Raw genomic sequence first — 19,574 nt, forward strand, 5'->3', positions numbered from 1 at the left:
TCATGAAAAAGAGAGAGCAATCCAGCGACGGCCGTAAAGGCCAACCGGACACGACGTCGACGAACCGCGCGCAGGAGGCGCCCGATCAGGGCGCTGGAGCGCGCGCTGCGCGCCCGGGCGGCGGGTCCGGCGACGGGAAGGGCCGCGAACCCGGCGGGCAGCCCCTGCTGCCCGCGCTCACCCTGCCGAAGGGCGGAGGTGCCATCCGCGGCATCGGCGAGAAGTTCTCGGTCAACGCGGCGACGGGCACCTCTTCGCTCGCCGTTCCGCTCCCCGCGTCGCCCGGCCGCGGCGGGTTCGGCCCGCAGCTCCAGCTCGCGTACGACAGCGGGGGCGGCAACGGCGCCTTCGGCCTCGGATTCGCTCTCTCGGTGCCGAGCATCACCCGGAAGACGGACAAGGGCCTGCCTCGCTACCTGGACGACATCGATTCTGACGACTACATCCTCTCGGGCGCCGAGGATCTGGTCCCCACGCTCAGCCAGACCGGCGAGCCTGAGCTCGATCGAGATACCCATGTCGCGCGCACCTACAGGCCGCGGGTGGAAGGCCTCTTTGCGCGCATCGAGCGCTGGATCCGAAAGGACGACGGCGACGTGCATTGGCGTGTGACCACCAAGGACAATACAACCCACTTTTATGGCCAGACGCCCGAGACGCGCATCGCGGACCCGGGAGGCCCGGAGGTGGGCCGCGGTGCGCGCGTCTTCAGCTGGCTGCTCGACGAGAGCCGCGACGACAAGGGCAACATCATTCGTTACGAGTACAAGGCCGAGGACGGCCACGGCGTCGACCCTTCGGACTTGAGCGAGAAGAGCCGCTTCGAGCGCCAGGGAGGGGATCTTGTCTTCCTTGCCACTGCCCAGCGCTACCTGAAGCGCGTCCTTTACTGCAATGCGGCTCCGTTCGTCGCGAGCGACTTCATGATGGAGATGGTGTTCGATTACGGCGAGCACGCGCCCGCCGAGACGAGCACCACCGCCGTACCCACACCGGCGGACTCCGGACCGGGGACCTCGCCCTGGACGGTCCGCCAGGACCCGTTCTCGAGCTACAGGGCCACGTTCGAGGTGCGTACGTACCGGCTTTGCCGTCGCGTGCTCATGTTTCACCGCTTCCCCGCCAATGGCACGCCGGTGCTCGTCAGGTCGACGGACTTCGAGTATGATGCCAGCGGAGCGTTCACCTATCTCGTGGGTGTCACGCAGGCGGGTTATCTGTTCGACACGGTCACGAGCACCTGGCAGCGCCAGGTGCTCCCCACGCTGCGCCTCGACTACGTGCGGCCCGTCATCAACGACACGCTGAGCGCGCTCCCGCGCGACAGCCTCGTGGGGATCGAGGGCGGCGTGGATGGAGCGGCCAAGCAGTGGATCGATCTCAACGGCGAGGGCATCCCCGGGGTGCTCATCGACGAAGGGTCGACCTGGTACTACAAGTCGAACCGCGGGCAAGGAAAGCTGGAGGCGCCCCGTACCCTCTCCGCCTTGCCTGCGCCGAGCGCGCTCGTGGGGGGCATCCAGCAGCTAGAGGACCTCGGTGGGGATGGCCAGCTCGATCTGGTCGCCTATGGCGCGCCGCTCTCCGGCTACTTCTCGAGCACGCCAGAGGGCGGCTTCGAGGCGCTCCGGACGTTCGAGTCCCTGCCGAACATCGACTGGATGGATCCGAACCTGCGCTTCATCGACCTCGATGGCGACGGCCTCGCGGACCTGCTGATCACCGAGGACCACGCGTTCGTCTGGTACCGTTCGAAGGCGAAGCAGGGCTTCGGCGAAGCCCAGCGTGTCTTCCATCCGGACGACGACGAGCGCGGGCCGGCGGTCGTGTTCGCGGATCCGGAGCAGAGCATCCAGCTGGCCGACATGAGCGGCGACGGGCTCGTCGACATCGTCCGCGTGCGCAACGGCGAGGTGTGCTTCTGGCCCAACCTCGGTTATGGCCGATTCGGCAAGAAGGTCACGCTGGAGAACAGCCCCGTCTTCGCGGCCATGGACGAGTTCGACGCGCGGCGCGTCCGCTTCGGCGACGTCGACGGCTCGGGCACCAGCGACATCTTCTATCTGGGGCGCGATCGCGTCGCCCTTTACCTGAACGAGTCCGGCAATCGCCTCGCCGCGCCGGTGCACATCCACTCGCTGCCGCCGGTGGACAGCGTTGTACGGCTTGGCATCGTCGATCTGCTCGGCCAGGGCACCGCGTGCCTGGTCTGGTCGTCGCCGCTCCCCACGGCGCGTTCCATCTTCTACGTGGACCTGATGGCGGGCGCGAAGCCGCACCTGCTCCGCTCGGTCGTCAACAACCTCGGAGCGGAGACGACGATCAGCTACGCGACGTCGACGAAGTTTTATCTCGAGGACAAGGCAGCCGGCATCCAGTGGCTCACGCGCCTCCCCTTCCCGGTGCACGTGGTCGATCATGTCGAGCACGTCGATGCAATCTCGAAGAGCCGGCTCGTGACGACGTATCGCTACCGGCATGGGTTCTTCGACGGCGTGGAGCGCGAGTTTCGCGGGTTCGCCCGCGTCGAGCAGCGCGACGCGGAGGAGTTCACGGTGGGAGCCTCCGGGACCGAGCTCTTTCAGGCGCCGGTACGGACGGTGAGCTGGTATCACACGGGCGCCTGGCTCGAGAAAGAGCGGCTGGAACGGGAGCTGGCGGAGGAGTACTTCCAGAAGGGGCCGGCCGCCCTGCTCTTGAAGGACACCGTGCTCCCGCAGGGCATGTCCATTCAGGACGAGCGCGAGGCGGCGCGAGCGCTGCGCGGGAGGTTGCTGCGCCAGGAGATCTACGCGCTGGACGGCACAGACAAGGAGAATATCCCGTATCTCACGACCGAGCAGAGCTTCGAGGTCAGGCGCATCAAGACGAGCGAAGGCACGCGGCACGGCGTCTTCATGGTGCATGAGCGAGAGCGTGTCCTCATTCACAGCGAGCGCAAGGCCGACGATCCGCGCGTCGTCCACGACCTCGTGATTGACGTCGACGACTTCGGCAACGTCGAGCGCAGGGTGTCGATCGCGTATGCACGCGCCACGGGAGAGCAGGAGCAGCGACGCGCATGGACGACAGTGACGGAGAGCGATTACATCAACAAGCCAACGGAAATCACGTGGTACAGGGTTGGCCTCCAATGCGAAGAGCGGCTCTTCGAGCTCACCGGGCTCACGCTGCCGGCCGCTGGACAGGGCTTGCTGGCTCGCTCCGCGCTGCACGATGACCAGGGGACGGGTGTCCTCGATATGCTTGATCCAGAGGACGATTTGCCCTACGAGGGCGAGTCGACCGGCCTTGCACCCCAGCGCCGCCTGATCCAGCGAACGCAGCAGGTCTTTTACGAGGACGACCTTTCCGGGCCCTTGCCGCTCGGTGAAGTCGAAGCCCTTGCGCTGCCTTACAAGCGCTACGAGCTCGCGCTGACGCCGGGGCTCGTGAGCGAGATCGTGCAGAGATCCGGGCAGCTCAGCGCGACGGCGTTCGATCCTGCGGTATTGTTGTCCGAGGGGCGCTATGTCCAGCGCGACGGGGGGTACTGGACGGCCAGCGGCCACGTCATCTTCGATGCCGCGCGCTTCTACCTCCCCGTTGAAGCGGTCGATCCGTTCGGCGGGCACTCCTTCGTCACCTACGACGACTTTGCGCTGCTCATCGAGACCACGACGGATCCGCTGAACAATCAGGTCCAGGCCGAGAACGACTACCGCGTCCTTGCCCCGTGGCACATCACCGACCCGAACCTCAACCGCTCCGCCGTCGCCTTCGACGCGCTCGGCAGGGTCGTCCGCAGCGCCGTGATGGGCAAAGTCAACGCGAACGAGGGCGATACGCTCGACAACCCGACGTCGCGCATCGAATACGACATTCTTCGCTGGCAGGTCGAACAGAAGCCGGCCTTCGTGCACACGTTCGCGCGCGAATTGCATTATTCCCACAGTCCTAGCACCCCGTTTCGAGAGAGCCTCGCCTACTGCGACGGCTTCGGTCGCGTGGTCATGCAGAAGGTTCAGGCCGAGCCCGGCGACGCGCCGCTCCGCGATGGCCAAGGTGTCCTCGTGCGCGACGGAAATGGCGCGCTCGTCATCGGGCCGGTGACGGCCAGATGGGTCGGGACAGGCCGCACGGTCTTCAACAACAAGGGCAATCCGGTCAAGCAGTTCGAGCCGTTCTTCAGCTCCACCGCGGAATACGAGGACGAGGCGGACCTGGTGGAATGGGGCGTCACCCCCATCTTGCACTACGACCCGATCGATCGCGTCATCCGCACGGAGTTTCCCGACGGCACCGAATCTCGCGTGGAGTTCGACGCGTGGCTCACACGGACGTTCGATCAGAACGACGCCGTCATGGGCACGCCCTGGCTGGCCGAGCGGCAGTCGGGCTCGGCGAGCCCAGCAGCGCAGCGGGCCGCGACGCTTGCGCTCGAGCATGCAGATACGCCGACGGCCACGCACCTCGATGCGCTCGGTCGTGCCTTCTGGACCGTGATCCCTAACAGGATCCACGGGGTGGATGCCCCCTCCTACCACACACGCAGCAAGCTCGATGTGCAAGGCCATGTGCTCCGTATGCTCGACGCGCGCGGCGTCGAGGCGGTTACCGAGCAGTTTGACGTCCTTGGGCGGCGGTTTTCCACGGCGAGCCCGGACGGTGGAGTTCGCCTGGAGGTCGTCGATATCGGTAACAAGCCGGTGCGCAGTTATAACGGCAGGAGGCAGAACCGTCGTTACACCTACGATGCCCTACAACGCCCGACACGCACGTGGCTGTTCCTCGACGGCGAAGCCGAACGCCTCGTCAAGGGCGTGGTCTATGGCGAAGCGCATCCTGAGGCGCTGCAGCGCAACCTTCGCGGGCAGGCGTACCAGGTGTATGATGGCGCGGGTGTGGTGACCAGCCAGGCGTACGACTTCAAGGGCAACGCGCTGCAGGCGTCGCGCCGGCTGCGCAGCGAGGTGCATGCTGGCGCCGACTGGTCGGTGCTTTCGGCGCTCACGGACGTGTCGGCCATCGCCGCCGCGGCCGACACGCTGCTCGAGGTCGAGAGCTTCGAGACGCAGACTGCGTACGACGCGCTGAACCGGCCGACGAGCCAGATCGCGCCGGATGCCAGCGAGATCAAGCCCACCTACAACGAGGCGGGCCAGCTCGAACGCATCGAGGTGCGCATCCGGGGCGCGGCGGCATGGACGACGTTCGTCGACAACATCGACTACGACGCGAAGGGACAGCGAGAGCGGATCGACTACGGCAACGGCACGTCCACGGTGTACTCGTACGATCCGCTGACTTTCCGGCTGGCGCGCCTCCGGACGACGCGCAGCTCGGACGGCGCCGTTCTTCAGAACCTGACGTACACCTACGACCCCGTTGGGAACATCGTCGAGATCAAGGACAGCGCGCAGCAGACGGTGTTCTTCAACAACGCCGTGGTGTCACCGGACGCGCAGTACGTCTATGACGCGGTCTACCGCCTGATCGAGGCTACGGGACGAGAGCACGCGGGCGGGCTCGCCGACGTGCAGCGCGACCAGAACGACCTGCCGATTCACGCGCTGCCGCACGCGAACGACGCGCAGGCGCTCAGGAACTATACCGAGGAGTACTTTTACGACGCCGTCGGCAACATCCAGCGGATGGAGCATCTGGCCGGCGCGGGGACCTGGATCCGGCGGTATTCCTACGAGACGACGAGCAACCGGCTCAAGAGCACCTTCGGGGATCCCGAAGACGAGCCGTCCAGCCCGATGTACACGCATGATGCCCACGGCAACATGACGGCCATGCCGCACATCCCAGCGCTCACGTGGGATGAGAACGACCAGCTAAAAAGCACCGATCTCGACGGCGGCGGAGTCGTGTATTACGCCTATGACGCCGCCGGGCAGCGCGTGCGCAAGGTCTGGGAGCACAGCGGGCTCGTCGAGGAGCGTATCTACATCGGCGGCTACGAGGTCTACCGCAAGCGCAACGCGACAGGGCTCGAGCTCGAGCGGCAAACGCTGCACGTGATGGATGGCGCGCAGCGGCTGGCCATGGTCGAGACCAAGACGGTCGACACGTCGGGGCCCTTCACGGTGACGCCGCGGCTGCGCTACCAGCTCGCCAACCACCTCGGGTCGGCCTCGCTGGAGGTCGACGGGGCGGGGCTCGTGATCGGCTATGAGGAGTACCATCCCTTCGGGACCACGGCGTACTGGTCGGCGGACGGCGCGGCGGAGGTGAGCCGGAAGCGGTATCGCTACACGGGGAAGGAGCGGGACGAAGAGACGGGGCTCTACTATTACGGGGCGCGGTACTATGCGGCGTGGCTCGGGCGGTGGACGGCGGCGGATCCCATCGGGACGAGAGCCGGCTTGAATTTGTTCGCCTATGTAAAAGGCAACCCTGTCAGGTTCATCGATCCCACTGGGACAGAAGACAGCCCACCGCCCGCTTCAAAGACGCCCGACATAAGCGATCAGATAAGCACGGCCCTCAAGCTGGCGTTCGTGCTTGCGACCGATCAAACCCCCGAGCAATTCGGGCAAGGAATGGTAGACAAAGCGAATCGAGCGTTTGTGGAGCCCTTCGCGACGATCTATGCTCCAGGGGGGATGCTCGACAAGGCAGCGCAGAAGGCCGTCGATCTTTTACAAGGGGCGCCAGACAAGGAATACGTCACACCAGAAGAACACAAGAGAATGTTCGGCGCCATCGTCGACGTTGGAACATCTTTGTTTCCTGGAGTTGGAGAAATTAGAATCGACATCCCTGGACCGCGCCTGGCGACCGCCAACGCCGGCAGTATGGCCACGTCAGCAGGGACCATCGTATTCGATTCTTCGATAGTCAAGGCTCCAGCAGCTGCCATGAGCGCTGCGAACAAAGGCGATGGTGGTTCGTCGAAGTCACCTCCGAAGCCGGAGTCCCCTGCCAAACCCGGCACCAGGGCGCAGGCTCCGGCGGCGGAACAGCCCAGACCGGCTGCCCCGAAGGTCAAGCCCGCGGCAGCGCCGGCGCAAGGGGGCTTTCCTCCGTTGCAGAAACGTGCGGGGCTCTTCATGTTCAGCGACGCCAAGAAACGGATTCTGGCGGCGGCGCCCCACGAGCGAATCGCCATGTTCCGGCAATATGCGGCGCAGATCATGGCAGATGCGCCCGGAGAGATGATGTTTTTCGAGCGCAAGGTGACGAACGCGGAAGCCATGTTCGTGGGCTCGGCAGACGAAGCGTTGGTGTTCACCAAGGATGGCACGGCGTTTCGGGGAAAGCTGAGGACCCCAGACCAATTCACCCTGAACGCGAACGGGTCCTTCACGGCGAACTTCGACAAGCTGACGAAATGGGGAACGAAATGACCAGCCGATCGATACAGGTGCAACCCATCGACGCGGACGCGGCAAGCGCGATCGTAGAATCGATCCACGAGCCAGTGGTTCGAAACCTTGTCAGCGTTGCATTCGGAAAGGCGTGGGGGCGGTTCGCGAGGAGCTCTACGCTGGACGGCCAGGAGATTCCGCTCCGCCTGCCCGCGGAGTCGTTCGACATGGCGTTCTTCATCCGCGTGACGCGGGCGCTCTTCTCAACACCGCAATTCATTCGTAGCATTCTGGAAGGAGAAGCCGTTCCACCGGCCCCCATCGTGCGCGCGCCACTGGCGCTGAACGAAGAGGCCGCAGAGCGCGTGCGGCAATCCATATCCGATCCTGTTTGCCGCAACCTGGTCACCGCCGCCCTCAACGAAGCGCGAAGGCAAATCGTCGAGAGCGGGGTCGCCGGCAAGGCCGAAGCTCAGGCGCCGCCGCGCTTGCCGTTCGACATGGAGTTCTTCGCCACTGTGATGGAGGACTACTTCTCGTTGCCATGGTTGATCGAGCGGCTCCTGGACGGGCAGTCACCCGCGCAAGCCTCCGGGTGGGATGATGAGTGACGAGCGGTCGTCGGGCGCCTACCGATCGGACTCGACGTAGAAGGAGAGCCCGTACCGTGCCACTACGCGGGGGTGCGCATGCCAACGTCGCCGATCACGCCAGCCGAGCGCTCGCCCCCCGCCGTCGACGGCGAACGAAGAATCCGCGCCAGTCGATGTGCAGTGTGAAAGCGCCGGCCCGAGCGCGGGCGCCGCCCGGCTCCCGAGACGCGCGCGCCCGCACACGGATCAACGGCGCTTCGAGCCGGAGCCGGACTGCAGACACGCCTCCAGCGTGTCGCAGATCTTCGACAGCTCCTCGCTCGTGTGAGCCGCGAACCCGAAGCGAAACGCGGCCACGGCGCCCATCGCGGCGTGAGCAGACCCCGGGGTGAGGGCCAGGCCGCGTGCGTGCGCGCGCTGGACGAGCTCTTCCGAGCTCAAGCTGCGCAGGCGCATCCAGAGCGCCAGCCCCCCGCCAGGCGGGTCGCACGCGATCGCGGAGCGCAGGGCCGACCTCGACGCGAAAGGCTGGAGGTGCGGCCTTGGTACTGCCGTGCCGGTATAGCGCGCCAACCGTCTCACTGGCTGCTGCGCGACTACTCGCAGAGAAGAGGCTCGAGGAGAGCAAGCTGACGAGGGGAGATGTATTTGGGCCGCTCGAGAATGGTCACGAACAATGGATGTGGTGGAGATTCTACGCGGAGCATATTCCTTCGCGAGAAGAAGGGCGTGAGCCTGGTTGCATTTTCATAGATATCGACAAACTCGACGGGCATGTCGCCCATGAGAAGGATGCTGAAGAGTACGCCCGATGGCAAACACTGTAGCAGTGGTCGGTGTTCTAGCCCGAAGGTCACGGGTTCAGCAAAAAGCTGAATCGTACCCAGGTTAGTGCTTTCCCCCTCCTTCCCTCGAGGCACCAGAACGCTAAGGGGGCCAGCACCGGCAGTCGCATGAGTGGTCGACGCCGAGTAAAGAATCCGCACCATGTTCATGCGCCACTTGAAGACGCCGAAGCGGGTGGGGCTGGTGCGGCCGCTCCCCGGGCCCGTGCGCCTTCGACAGCGCGTCGTTGTTGGTGTTGAGCCTCGCCATCGAGCGATGTCCATGCGCCAGGTGAGCGGGCCGAAGATGGGGAGGGTGAACGCCCGGAGCGGATAATAGAGCGGTTCCCCGCGCCGGCCCTTGTTGCAAACACCTTGGTTTCCGCCACGTCGTTCGATCCTCCATCGATCCCTCGAAAACCCCGAGAGTCCGGCCCCTCGATCAGGCCACTTCCGGGGACGATTGTGGAATAGCCAGGAGGGCTCGATGGAGGGTGGTCGGGCGGACGCCGAGGGAGCGACGTCCTCCACGGCACGGAAGGTCCTTCCAATCCCCGTCCCGAAGCCGGGCCGCTTTGGAAGCAGTACGGCGGAGAAGGGGGGCGCTGCGCGCCTGCGACGCATGCAAGTGATGGCAGGATGGCGCTCTCCCTCGTTCGATCCCATCCAGGCTCGGAGGGCTCATCCCCTGCCTCGTCATGCTCGACGCCCGAGCGCCTGGCGCTGCACGAGCGGCTCCTCACTCAGGCCATGGCCGAGGCGGCTGAGCGCCGGATGCTCAAGACCAGCGGCGGAAGGCGGCCGGGCAGCGTGATAATCGACAAGCGTTTGCCCGAGTTTGAGGACATGCTAGAATACACGCCATGGCCGCGCACAGCAAATGGTGACGCCCCGGCGCATCTTCGTGATGGGCGACCCGCAGGCGCCGATGTCCAAGGTGATGGCCGTGCTCGCGTCGCACGCGTTGCTCGGCGCGGACGGCCGGCTGGCCGACGACGTCGTGCTCGTGTCGATCGGCGATCACTTCGACTATGACCTCGATGATCCGGTTGGCGCGGGCGCGGAGGGGCTCCGCACGCTGCGCTGGCTGGCCAGCCACGACGCCGCTCAGGTGCGGCTCCTGCTCGGCAACCATGACGCGGCGCGGGTCATGGAGTTCGCCGGCCTCGACGACGTGCGGTTCGCTGCGGCGCGCGCGCTCGGGCGCTCGATCAAGGAGACCAGGCGGCGTGAAGGCGCCGGGGCCGCCGCGCGGCGCGAACGCGACGAGTTCGCAGCGCAGTTTCCCGATGTGGCGACCCCGGGGCTCGCGGCGCGCGATTACGCGTCGTTCAGCGAGTCCCAGCGCGAGCTCGTCATCGAGCTGCTGCTCTGCGGCCGCTTTCATCTCGCGCTCTCGGGCGTGCTGCCCGACGGCCGCGCTGTGCTCCTGACCCACGCGGGCGTGACCACGCGCGAGCTCGCGATGCTGGGCATGCCGGACGAGCGCGACCCGCACCGGCTGGCGGCGGCCCTCGAGCGACAGTTGCGCGCCGCGGTCGACGCGCGGCGCACGGAATGGCAGAGCGGCGCGCGCACGCCACTTTCACTCGAGCCTCTCCACATCGCGGGCGCCGCGGGCAACGAAGGTGGCGGCCTCCTCTACCATCGACCTGCGTGCGTCGATCGCGTGGGCGGCGATCCCGCATGGGAGCTCGATCCGGCGCGGCCGCGGCGCTTCGAGCCGCGTTCACTCCCGCGAGGCCTGCGACAGGTCGCCGGTCACACCGGTCACAGGAAGTGCAAGGCGGAGCTCGGTCACGACTGGCTCACGGCGGCAGCGCACCAGAAGGAGATCGGAGGAATCCGCACGCTGCGCGTCGACGGCGACGTCGTCACATACGACCTCGGGATCCTGGACGATCGACCCGGAGCGGCCGATCTCTACCTGATCGACGGGGAGATGCGGTTCACCGCGGCCGCCGATTATGCTTTGCTCCCGCTCGCCGAGCTGATCGTCCCCGCGTGAAGCCCGATGGGCGTGTTTGCCGATCTCTCCTGGCGCCGAGCTCGCCCGGAGATCGAGCAACGGGTAAAGAGACTGCATGCACCCGGACGAACAGCCCACCGGAACGGTCGTGTCGATATGGCGCTATCCCGTCAAATCGATGCAAGGTGAGGAGATCGACGAGGCGGAGATCACGGACCGCGGCGTGATCGGCGACCGGGCCTACGCCGTCCTGGACCTGGAGACGGGGCACGTCGCGAGCACCAAGCACCCCGGCAAGTGGGGCGCGCTGCTCGCGTGCCGCGCGGCCTTCGCGGCGCCGCCGCGCCCCTCGGCGCCCTTGCCGCCCGTGTGGATCACGCTGCCGGACGGGGCCGTGCTCAGCAGCGCGCAGCCGGACGTGGATCGGGCGCTCTCGCGCGCCTTCGGCCGCGACGTGGCGCTCGTGAGCCGGCCGCCCGACGCGGCGACGCGCGAGGCGGATCGGTCGCCCGCGGACGGCTCCGCCACGCAGGCCACGATCGTCGAGGAGCCGATGGCGCTCGCCGCGCCGGCCGGCACGTTCTTCGACGTGGCCGCCATGCACGTGCTGACCACGGCGACGCTCGACCACCTGCGCGATCTCCACCCCTCGGGGCGCATCGAGGCCCCGAGGTTCCGCCCGAACCTCGTCGTCGCGACGGCCGCCGGCGAGCGCCGCTTCGTCGAGAACGGCTGGATAGGCCGCGCGCTCGAGATCGCCCAGGAGGTCCGCCTCGAGGTCATCGATCCTTGCCCCCGCTGCGTCGTCCCCACGCTGGCCCAGGGTGACCTCCCGCGCGATCCCGGCCTCTTGCGCGCGCTCGCCCGGCACAACGCGGTCGCGAGCGCGACCGTCGCCCCCGGCGTCGTGTTCCCGGCCGTCGCCGGGGTTTACGCGACCGTGCGCCGCGAGGGCGCGATCCGCCGCGGGGCCGCCGTCCAGCTGGGCGGGGCGCCCGTGTCCCCGCCCCGCTGACGGGCCCTGCCGCGGGTCACCTCGATCTCCCTCCGCGCTCCACGCCCCGCGACCAGGCCGCGCCCCGCGGAGCTCCGGACGAAGCGACGGCCGGCAGAGCGCGCCGCGAACGCGTCAATCTACCCACATCACCGCCCGAGCCCTCACCGGAGAACTCACGCGCTCACCCGCGACCACGGATCGCCACCCTCGCGGCCAATCGCGCAGAATGCCGGCCGAGTTCGCTCGATCCACCGAGCAACAGAGCTCATCCACCAACTCACGTGGTCTCACTGGGGTGGTGTTTTCATGTCCATTCAGGATCCCTCGCGATCCATGCCAGTCGCGCAAACATCATATCGGATTGGATCACCGGCCGTCCTCACGTGATTGTTTCACCCGGAGAGGCGCGCTGCCCGTGTCAAGCCGATAGCACGACTGTGGCCGCGGATTTGCTCTGAAGGCAAAGACACTCGCGAGGATGCGAGGACGGCAGCACGGCGCGGCGATCGCGAGCGATCGTCGCGCGGGTCCGTGAGCGGATTGGCCGTCAAGTTACATCAGCAGCGGAGAGGCTGGCGGCGCTTGCGGCCTCTCCTTGGCAGCGCTCCGTCGCGCCGCGCCCTGGCTCCTGAGGGGGATGGTGCGGCGCTCTCCGACATCGGGGGAGATGGGCGCATCGGACCGAGCCAGGAAAGGAAGATCCAATGAAGCGCTTCAAGTCACACCTCACCACGGCTGCCCTCACCGCAGCATGCGCCTTCGCGCCCGGCTGCCTGATCCTCGACGCCGGTGACGAGGGCGCGGGGCCGGCCCCGACCGCCTCGGGGACGCTGACCGTCGCAGTCGCCAATGGCGAGGCGCGGTACATGCTGGAGCGGGAAGATGGGGTGTTCGTGCGCCTCGACCTGGGCTCGATGACGGATACGGCGCCGGGCGCCGAGCCGTCGATCGACTGGCGCACGGCGAGCGGCTCCCCCGTGGACGTGTTCGGCACCGAGACCGGCGACGGCACGATCATGGTCGCCACGATGCGGCCTGCCGAGGGGATCGGCGAGCTGACGAACGCGCTCGTCACGACCGGGACCAAGCGCGTCCTGGTGCTGCGCGTGCAGTTCGACGGCGGCCAGACGCTGGGCACGGAGCAGGACGTGCGCAACACCATGGCCGGCGCGGCGACCCACCTGGCGGGCTCGTCGTTCGGCAAGATGCAGCTCGAGTACGACGTCGCCGGCCCGTTCAACATCAGCTTCGGCAAGTGCGACGACTACAACCGATGGCAGAACGAGGCCAGGACCGCGGCGAGGAACGCCGGCTTCGATCTGAACGCGTACCAGCACTACATGATCATGGGGAAGATGGATTGCGGGTACGCCGGCATGGGCGCGCAGCCCGGCAACGCCACCTGGATCGCCGGCCTCTGGCCCGAGGTCGTCGTGCACGAGCTCGGCCACAACTTCGGCCTGTGGCACGCCTCCTCGCGGACGTGCCGCAACGCCGGGGCGACGGTGACGATGAGCAACGACTGCACCTTCGACGAGTACGGCGATCCGTTCGACCCGATGGGCAACGGCGGGAAGCAGCACTTCAACGCCAACTACAAGGTGAACCTCGGGTGGATCCCGTCGTCGCAGGCCCAGACGGTCACCGCCGACGGGACGTATACGCTCGCCCCGATGACCGAGGCGAGCACCGGGACCCAGCTCCTCCGCGTCAAGGGCCCGAACGACGTCATGTACCAGATCGAGTTCCGCCAGCCGGCGGCGACGAACGTCGTCGACTCGCGCAACCTCTCCACGAAGGGCGTGCTCATCCATGCGTTCTTCACGCAGTCGCGAGAGAGCGGCCGGGCGCACCTGCTCGACATGATCCCTGGCGGGAACTTCAGGGACTCGCCGCTCGCCGTCGGCGCTTCTCATCAGCTCTTCGGGACGAACGCGACGCTGAAGCTCCTCTCCGTGTCGGCCACGGGCGCGCAGGTCCAGATCTCCGGCCTGGGCGGCGGCACGACCGACCCCGGGGGCGGCACCGGCGGCGGCGATCCGGGCGGCGGCACCGGCGGCACCGCCGGCCAGAGCCTGGCGGCCCTCCATTCCGGCAAATGCATGAGCGTCAACGCGGCGAGCCTGGACAACGGCGCCACCGTCGTCCAGCGGCCGTGCACCGGGGCGGGCGACCAGCAATGGCAAGTCGAGATCATCAGCGGCACCACGGCGACCGTGAAGAACGTGAACAGCGGAAAGTGCCTCGACGTGCAGGGGTCCAGCCGGAACAACGGGGCGAACATCACGCAGGCGGACTGCAACAGCGGCAGGAACAGCCAGAAGTGGGATCTCATCGATCGCGGCAACGGCGCCGTCTCGCTGCGCTCGGTCAACAGCGCAAAGTGCGTGGACGTCTACAGCGCCAGCACCGCCGACGGCGCCAGGATCGCCCAGTACACGTGCAACAACGGGACGAACCAGCAGTTCCGGCGGCAGTAGCGAACCTCGCATCGATGAACCGCGTCGCTCTCGGGCTCGCCGCCGCCGCGGCGGGCCTCGCCCTCTCCGCCGCCACGCCCGCGCGCGCCAACGGCCGATACCCAACCGCCGGCCAGATCCTCGTCGATCCCGCCGATCCCGAGCACATCGTCGTCCGCGCGACCTACGGCGTCCTCACCACCCATGACGGCGGCGAGCGCTGGTCGTGGATCTGTGAAGCGGCCATCGGCTACAGCGGCTTCGAGGACCCGATGCTCGTCGTCACCGCCGACGGCTCGATCCTCGCCGGGCTCTTCGACGGGCTCAGCGCGACGCACGACCGCGGCTGCGACTGGCACATCGCCGAGGGCGCGCTCGCCCAGCGCAACATCGTCGATCTGTCGATCGATCGCGCGGATCCCGCGAGCGTCCTCCTGCTCGGCTCCAGCGTCATGGCCAGCGACGCGATCTTGACGCAGGTCTGGGAATCGAAGGACGACGGACGGACCTGGACTCAGGCCGGGGTCGACTTCCCGAGCACGTTCCTCGGCGTGACCCTGGACAGCGCGCCCAGCGATCCGCGGCGCATCTACGTGAGCGGGCGCCGCAACGGCCCCACGTTCGAGGGGATCGTGCGGCGCTCGGACGATCGCGGCGCGACGTGGGAAGAGTTCGACGTCCCTGGCAGCGACGATCGCAACCTGCCGTACCTCGGCGCCGTGGACCCGAAAGACCCTGACGTGGTGTACGTGCGCCGCGACGGCGACGGCGCGGACGCCCTGCTGGTCTCGCAAGACGGGGGCGCCACGTGGCGCGAGGTGTTCCAGGCGGCGAGCCTCCTCGGCCTCGCCCTCTCGCCCGACGGGACCGAGATCGCGGCCGGCAGCGATCTGGACGGCCTGTGGGTGGCGCCGACGGATACCCTGGAGTTCACCCAGGTTGGGCAGCTCGGCGTCCGCTGCCTGACCTGGACCTCGCGGGGCCTCTTCGCCTGCGCCGACGAGCCGGTGGACGGCTTCTCCGCCGGCGTTTCCACGGACGGGGGCAGGACGTTCTCGCCGCTCATGACGCTCGACCGGCTCTGCGGCCCGCCGGAGGCCTGCGGGGGCGACAGCTCGACCGGCCGGACCTGCCCCGGGCTCTGGCGGGCGACAGCGCGCTTCATCGGCGCCGCGGGCTCGTGCGAGGCCGGCGCCGGCTCGGGCGGCGCCACGGGCGCGGGCGGGGGCGAGGCGAGCGCCGGCGGGGGCGAGCCCGGCGCGGGCGCAGCCGAGCCGAGCGCCGGCGGCGGCTGCTCCTGCGGGGCGTCGGGCGGGGGGCGCGCCGGGGCGCTGCTGAGCTGCCTCGCCGCGGCCGGCGGCGCGCTCCTGCGCGCGCGACGGCACGGACGCCGCCGCGCAGAGGCGCCGGGAGCGCGGTGACGGCCCGAGCCGTTCCCGCGTCGGGTGCTCGCGTTTGGAGCTCCTAGCGCGCCTGCACGTAGAGCGAGAACGGGATATTGCCCTCCCCGCCCACGAAGGTCGCGTCGGGGACGTCGATCACGAACTCGTGCGTGCCGGCGCTCGCGGCGCCCCACGGGACGATCCGGGTGTCGATCACGTCGCCAGGGCACCAGTTGCTGAACGACTGCCACTCTTTGTCCGACCGCGGGGACGCCCCGTAGATGCCGTTGCCCTGGGTGTTGTACTTGCGAAACGGCTCGCACGACGTGCGCCCGGGCTTGTACTGCAAGGCCAGCTCTCCGTCGACGTACACGTGATGGTCGCGGCGAACATACTCCTCGCCGCCCTGGTTGGCGCCGTGATTCGACGTGATGAGCACGAGCTGTGCATCCTGTGTATCCGCCGGCAATTCGAAGCTGACGGTCTTGCGGGTCGTGCCGACCTTGTCGCTGGCGTCCGTGGCGTAGTTGTTGAATTCTTCGCTGATCGCCAGCGGCAACAGGACGCTGAAGTCCTGGGCCGCCTGCGTGCTGTCGGTGTACAGCAGCAGCGATCCGAGCTGCGTGTCATTGCGACCAGCGCAACCGGGGACCTCGTCGTTCGCGGCGTAGGGCACGCCGAAGATGCCCAATTCGAACCAGAGATCGTGTTCGGCCAGGAGGTCGGGGTCTTTCAAGATCGGCACGAGGTTGCTGGCCTCCCATTCATAGGGGACCGTCTTCGGCTGCTTGTTCATGTCCATGAACGGCGTGACGAACCGTGCGATCTCGATCCGCTCGACCTTCCCGGGAACGTAGGTCTGGGCGCCCTTGGGGACCAGCGCCAGGTTGACCGAGCCGAGTCGGTCGTAGTTGTCGCACAGCGCTCCCACGACCACGCGGACCTTCAGGGTGGTCTGGATCTTGGCGAGCAGCTCGTCGGTCAACCTGGTTGCAACCAGCGAGTTGTTGTGGCGGATCACGCCGGCCGGGATCGGTTCGTCGACGGTCTCGGCGTAGCCGTCGTAGAACGTGATGTCCTCCAGCACCGGGACCTCCTCGGGTTCCTGGAGCGGCTCGTCGCCGCTGCCGCCGCTGCCCCCCGTGCTGCCACCGCCGCCACCGCCGCCCGTGCCGCCGTTGCCTGCGCTGGTCCCGGTCACTCCGCTCGTGCTCCCGCTGCTCTCGGAGGTCCCGGTGCCTCCGCCTGTGCCCGCGTCAGAGCGCTGCTCGTCCGTGCACGCGGCGAGCAGGGCCAACGGACAGAGGTATGGGATCGCGCGACGCAGGTGCATTCGTCCAACTTATCAGATCGCCGGCTCGATGTCGTGCTGGAGCGGCGGCGGAGGTTGAGCGATTCGGGGGCGCGTACCAGGCCGAGCATCTCCCTCCGGGGCTGGAATTATCCAGCGTGGCAAGCGCCAGACTCACGTCGAGATCGTCGCGGCGAAACCGATGCCCGTGGATAAACTTCAGGAGCTACTCGACCAGCTCAACGTGAAGAAGGAAGGGTCGTGATGACAGACGAGAGGCGACCGCTTGTGGAATCTCGGAGCGGAGCAGTCATGGATTTTATCAGCGCGCTTCAGATTTATCTCATGTCACGCATGCGGAACAAGGAGGGTGTCGCAGGCGGCCTGAGGCGTTTAGGCGTCGATGAGGCGGCGTTCGATGCGGCCAAGGCGATGCTGGCGCGCGCACGCCTGGATCATGAAGACCCAGACATCGTGGACGAGTGCCATGCCGACTTGTATCGTCGGTTCCTTGGAGCGCCGCAGCGCGTCGAGCCGGCGGCGAGAGGCCAGGCGCCGAACGCCATGAAGATGTTCTACTCTCTCCCCGTGTGGCCAGATCTGGAGCTGGAGCTCAGCATGAGCAACGAGCACACCCTCCGTGGAATCCGCTTCGTTCGCGCGGGTGAACCCAAGGCGCGCCGGCTTCGGCTCGAGGAGGTTAACCCCTGGAGGGTGGTGGAGGACGATATCCCATGCAATTGCAGCGAGGCGGTCGTGGTGGATGGGTTTGGAACATGGACCGACTACTGCTGCCCCCTGCTCGAGCCCGGGAGCCCAGAGTATCTCTGGGCCTTCGACTACGGTCTCCTGCAGGAGGTAATTCCCTGGAAGGACCTGAACATCGACAAGAAGGAAGCCGCCTACCCTAGCCTGGAGAGCGTCCTCGGCCTCGAGGAGCCAGAGACGCCGCGGTAGGGCAAGTTCGTCCCTGGGGTGGTGGTCACCTGTTCGCGGAGCGACGGCTGACGCAGACGCGACAGCTCGATCGGGGCCATCCTTCGCGGCGAGGACGCCTGACGGCGCGCAGCCAGGCGACCGCGCCGATCGCGACGGCGGCCAGCGGGGCGATCCATCCTGGGCCTCCGGCGGCGGGCGGCGCCGCGCTGCAGCGGACCAGCTGGTCGTCGGCGCACTCGGGCGAGAACCCGTGCGGCGGGATGGGATTGCAGGTCGACGCGGAGAGATCCCGAGGGGGGTAGATCTGGCATATGCCCGCGATGTCGTCGTCGTGCAGCGTCCGGAAGTTCATCGGGTCCGCCCTGTCGTACCTCGAGTGCATGGTCGCCTCGGGGCCGGCCATGGTGTGGTCGAGGCCCAGGAAATGGCCAGCCTCGTGCGTGACGATGGCGAGCAGATCTTCCCTCGGCGCGGCGGAGTCGTCCGCGACGGTGAAATCGTAGAGATCGGTGTTGATCTCCATGTCGGCCCCCCAGAGATTACCGGTCTTCCTGTCGAACTGCACCGTCGTGAGCGCGAGCATCTCGGTGTTGTGTCCCGCGGCCGCGAGCCACTCCAGATCGCGGAAGACGACCACGTTGGCGTTGCCCGGCACGAGGCCATCGACGATCCTGGTCTTGCCATCCCTGGCGTTGAGCTCCACCGCTCCGCAGGCGACGGGCCCGAGGTTCTGGACGCGGAGCCCCGGCGTTCCCCCGTCGCAGGGCGCCTGCATCCACGTATCGAACGCGGCCTCGAGCACGTCGGAGATCTCCTGGTAGGAGATCTCGCTGGACGCGTCCTCCTGGATGCTGAAGCCGATGCAATCGCCCGCCCAGCGGAGCGGCTTGCATTCGCCGACGGGCTGGTCGTCCTGCAGGCAGAGCTCCGACCTCTTGCAGGTGTTCGAGCGGCAGTAGGCCGACGCCTGCTGCGCGCTCGCCAGCACGGCGAGCGCGGCCGCCACGCAGGAGCACCATGCACGCTTCATCGCCATCGACTCCTCCACGATCGGTTGACCCTACAGCGACGGTAGCAGCGCGCGGCCGGCGCGTGGGGATTTTGCCAGCGGCGCCCTTGCCCCCCGCTGGCCTTCCGCCATCCTGAGGTGATGGGGCATGCTCGTGGGTGAGGCGGGCGGCAGAGCCGATCCGGCGCAGGGCGGCGCGGCTCCGGCGCAGGGGGGCGCGGCGGCGCAGGGCAGCGCGGCCCCGGCGCAAGGCGGCGCAGCGGCGCCGAGCTTCCTGTGCGACGCGATGCTGGGCGGCCTGTCACGCTGGCTGCGCGGCGCGGGCTACGACGCCATGTTCGAGCATGGCATCGACGACGGCGATCTCGTGCGCCTCGCGCAGCAGACCGGCCGGGTGCTGCTGAGCTCCGACGCCGGCGTATTCGAGCGGCGCTCCCTGCGCACCGCGGCTGTGCGCGGGCTCTACGTGCCCCGCGGGCTGCGCCCGACGGAGCAGGCCGGCTTCGTGCTGCGGGAGCTCGGGCTGCCCGTGCGGGACCCCCGCTGCATGGCGTGCGGCGGCGCGCTCACGGCCGCCTCGAAGGACAGCGTCCGGGAGGCGGTGCCGGCGGTGGTGGCGGATCGCCACGACGAGTTCTGGCGGTGCGATCGATGCGGCAAGGTCCTGTGGAAGGGCAGCCACTGGGACGGCATCGTCGCCGGCGTGGCCGCCGCGGCCGGCGTGGCCGCCGCGACCGAGGCCCCTGCACCACCGGCGGGCGGCCGAAAGCCTCCGCCGTGACGCGGCGGGCGGGCGCAATTCATTCGTCGGCC

At 67.9% G+C, this 19,574-nt stretch carries 11 protein-coding genes; 8 read left to right on the forward strand and 3 right to left on the reverse strand.

The annotated features are described in order from the left end of the window. The first annotated feature begins 2 nt into the window (after positions 1-2). Both WMF39_RS35990 and WMF39_RS35995 read left to right on the forward strand, forming a co-directional pair. Positions 3-7,337: a SpvB/TcaC N-terminal domain-containing protein gene (locus WMF39_RS35990; protein WP_437740995.1), complete on the forward strand. Its 7,335-nt coding sequence runs from the start codon at positions 3-5 to the stop codon at positions 7,335-7,337. Continuing rightward, on the forward strand, positions 7,334-7,909 hold the full coding sequence (locus WMF39_RS35995; protein WP_437740996.1) for a hypothetical protein: 576 nt from the start codon (positions 7,334-7,336) through the stop codon (positions 7,907-7,909). Before WMF39_RS35990 ends, WMF39_RS35995 begins: the two co-directional genes overlap by 4 nt. Before the next feature lie 228 nt (positions 7,910-8,137). On the opposite strand, the gene WMF39_RS36000 is transcribed toward WMF39_RS35995, so the two are convergent. Then, positions 8,138-8,332, reverse strand: coding sequence for a hypothetical protein (locus tag WMF39_RS36000; protein ID WP_437740997.1), 195 nt, complete (start codon positions 8,330-8,332; stop codon positions 8,138-8,140). A 1,263-nt stretch (positions 8,333-9,595) separates the two neighbouring features. Between WMF39_RS36000 and WMF39_RS36005 the strand changes: the two genes are divergently transcribed. The 4 genes from WMF39_RS36005 to WMF39_RS36020 all read left to right on the forward strand — a co-directional run bounded on the left by WMF39_RS36005 (position 9,596) and on the right by WMF39_RS36020 (position 15,561). After that, a complete protein-coding gene (locus tag WMF39_RS36005) occupies positions 9,596-10,723 on the forward strand; it encodes a metallophosphoesterase (RefSeq protein WP_437740998.1) in 1,128 nt (375 codons plus the stop codon). Between the two features lie 76 nt (positions 10,724-10,799). Next, positions 10,800-11,699 carry an MOSC domain-containing protein gene (locus tag WMF39_RS36010; protein WP_437740999.1) on the forward strand — a complete coding sequence of 300 codons (900 nt, stop codon included), beginning with the start codon at positions 10,800-10,802 and terminating at the stop codon, positions 11,697-11,699. 686 nt (positions 11,700-12,385) lie between these two features. Continuing rightward, entirely contained in the window at positions 12,386-14,161 is a 1,776-nt protein-coding gene (locus WMF39_RS36015) for an RICIN domain-containing protein (protein WP_437741000.1), read from the forward strand. A 14-nt stretch (positions 14,162-14,175) separates the two neighbouring features. Then, the gene (locus WMF39_RS36020; RefSeq protein ID WP_437741001.1) at positions 14,176-15,561 is read left to right on the forward strand and encodes a WD40/YVTN/BNR-like repeat-containing protein; all 1,386 of its coding nucleotides are present in this window, start codon (positions 14,176-14,178) and stop codon (positions 15,559-15,561) included. Between the two features lie 43 nt (positions 15,562-15,604). Here the strand turns inward: WMF39_RS36020 and WMF39_RS36025 are convergent, their stop codons facing one another. Next, complete coding sequence (locus WMF39_RS36025) at positions 15,605-16,819, reverse strand: peptide-N-glycosidase F-related protein (protein WP_437741002.1); 1,215 nt, start codon at positions 16,817-16,819, stop codon at positions 15,605-15,607. A 258-nt stretch (positions 16,820-17,077) separates the two neighbouring features. Between WMF39_RS36025 and WMF39_RS36030 the strand changes: the two genes are divergently transcribed. Next, positions 17,078-17,770: a hypothetical protein gene (locus WMF39_RS36030; RefSeq protein WP_437741003.1), complete on the forward strand. Its 693-nt coding sequence runs from the start codon at positions 17,078-17,080 to the stop codon at positions 17,768-17,770. 25 nt (positions 17,771-17,795) lie between these two features. Here WMF39_RS36030 and WMF39_RS36035 read toward each other — a convergent pair whose 3' ends face one another. Continuing rightward, the gene (locus WMF39_RS36035; RefSeq protein ID WP_437741004.1) at positions 17,796-18,782 is read right to left on the reverse strand and encodes a matrixin family metalloprotease; all 987 of its coding nucleotides are present in this window, start codon (positions 18,780-18,782) and stop codon (positions 17,796-17,798) included. 127 nt (positions 18,783-18,909) lie between these two features. Between WMF39_RS36035 and WMF39_RS36040 the strand changes: the two genes are divergently transcribed. Further along, a complete protein-coding gene (locus tag WMF39_RS36040) occupies positions 18,910-19,542 on the forward strand; it encodes a Mut7-C RNAse domain-containing protein (RefSeq protein ID WP_437741005.1) in 633 nt (210 codons plus the stop codon). Positions 19,543-19,574: the final 32 nt, after the last annotated feature.

The sequence above is a fragment of the Sorangium sp. So ce1504 genome, assembly GCF_051521635.1.
Taxonomy (GTDB): Bacteria; Myxococcota_A; Polyangia; order Polyangiales; family Polyangiaceae; genus Sorangium; species Sorangium cellulosum_B.

Bases quoted from the DNA above. Each gene is read 5' to 3' on its own strand.
- WMF39_RS35990 (WP_437740995.1), top strand. From the start codon at position 3: ATGAAAAAGAGAGAGCAATCCAGCGACGGCCGTAAAGGCCAACCGGAC.
- WMF39_RS36040 (WP_437741005.1), top strand. From the start codon at position 18,910: ATGCTCGTGGGTGAGGCGGGCGGCAGAGCCGATCCGGCGCAGGGCGGC.
- WMF39_RS36015 (WP_437741000.1), top strand. From the start codon at position 12,386: ATGAAGCGCTTCAAGTCACACCTCACCACGGCTGCCCTCACCGCAGCA.
- WMF39_RS36035 (WP_437741004.1), bottom strand. From the start codon at position 18,782: ATGAAGCGTGCATGGTGCTCCTGCGTGGCGGCCGCGCTCGCCGTGCTG.
- WMF39_RS36030 (WP_437741003.1), top strand. From the start codon at position 17,078: ATGACAGACGAGAGGCGACCGCTTGTGGAATCTCGGAGCGGAGCAGTC.
- WMF39_RS36020 (WP_437741001.1), top strand. From the start codon at position 14,176: ATGAACCGCGTCGCTCTCGGGCTCGCCGCCGCCGCGGCGGGCCTCGCC.
- WMF39_RS36005 (WP_437740998.1), top strand. From the start codon at position 9,596: ATGGTGACGCCCCGGCGCATCTTCGTGATGGGCGACCCGCAGGCGCCG.
- WMF39_RS35995 (WP_437740996.1), top strand. From the start codon at position 7,334: ATGACCAGCCGATCGATACAGGTGCAACCCATCGACGCGGACGCGGCA.
- WMF39_RS36010 (WP_437740999.1), top strand. From the start codon at position 10,800: ATGCACCCGGACGAACAGCCCACCGGAACGGTCGTGTCGATATGGCGC.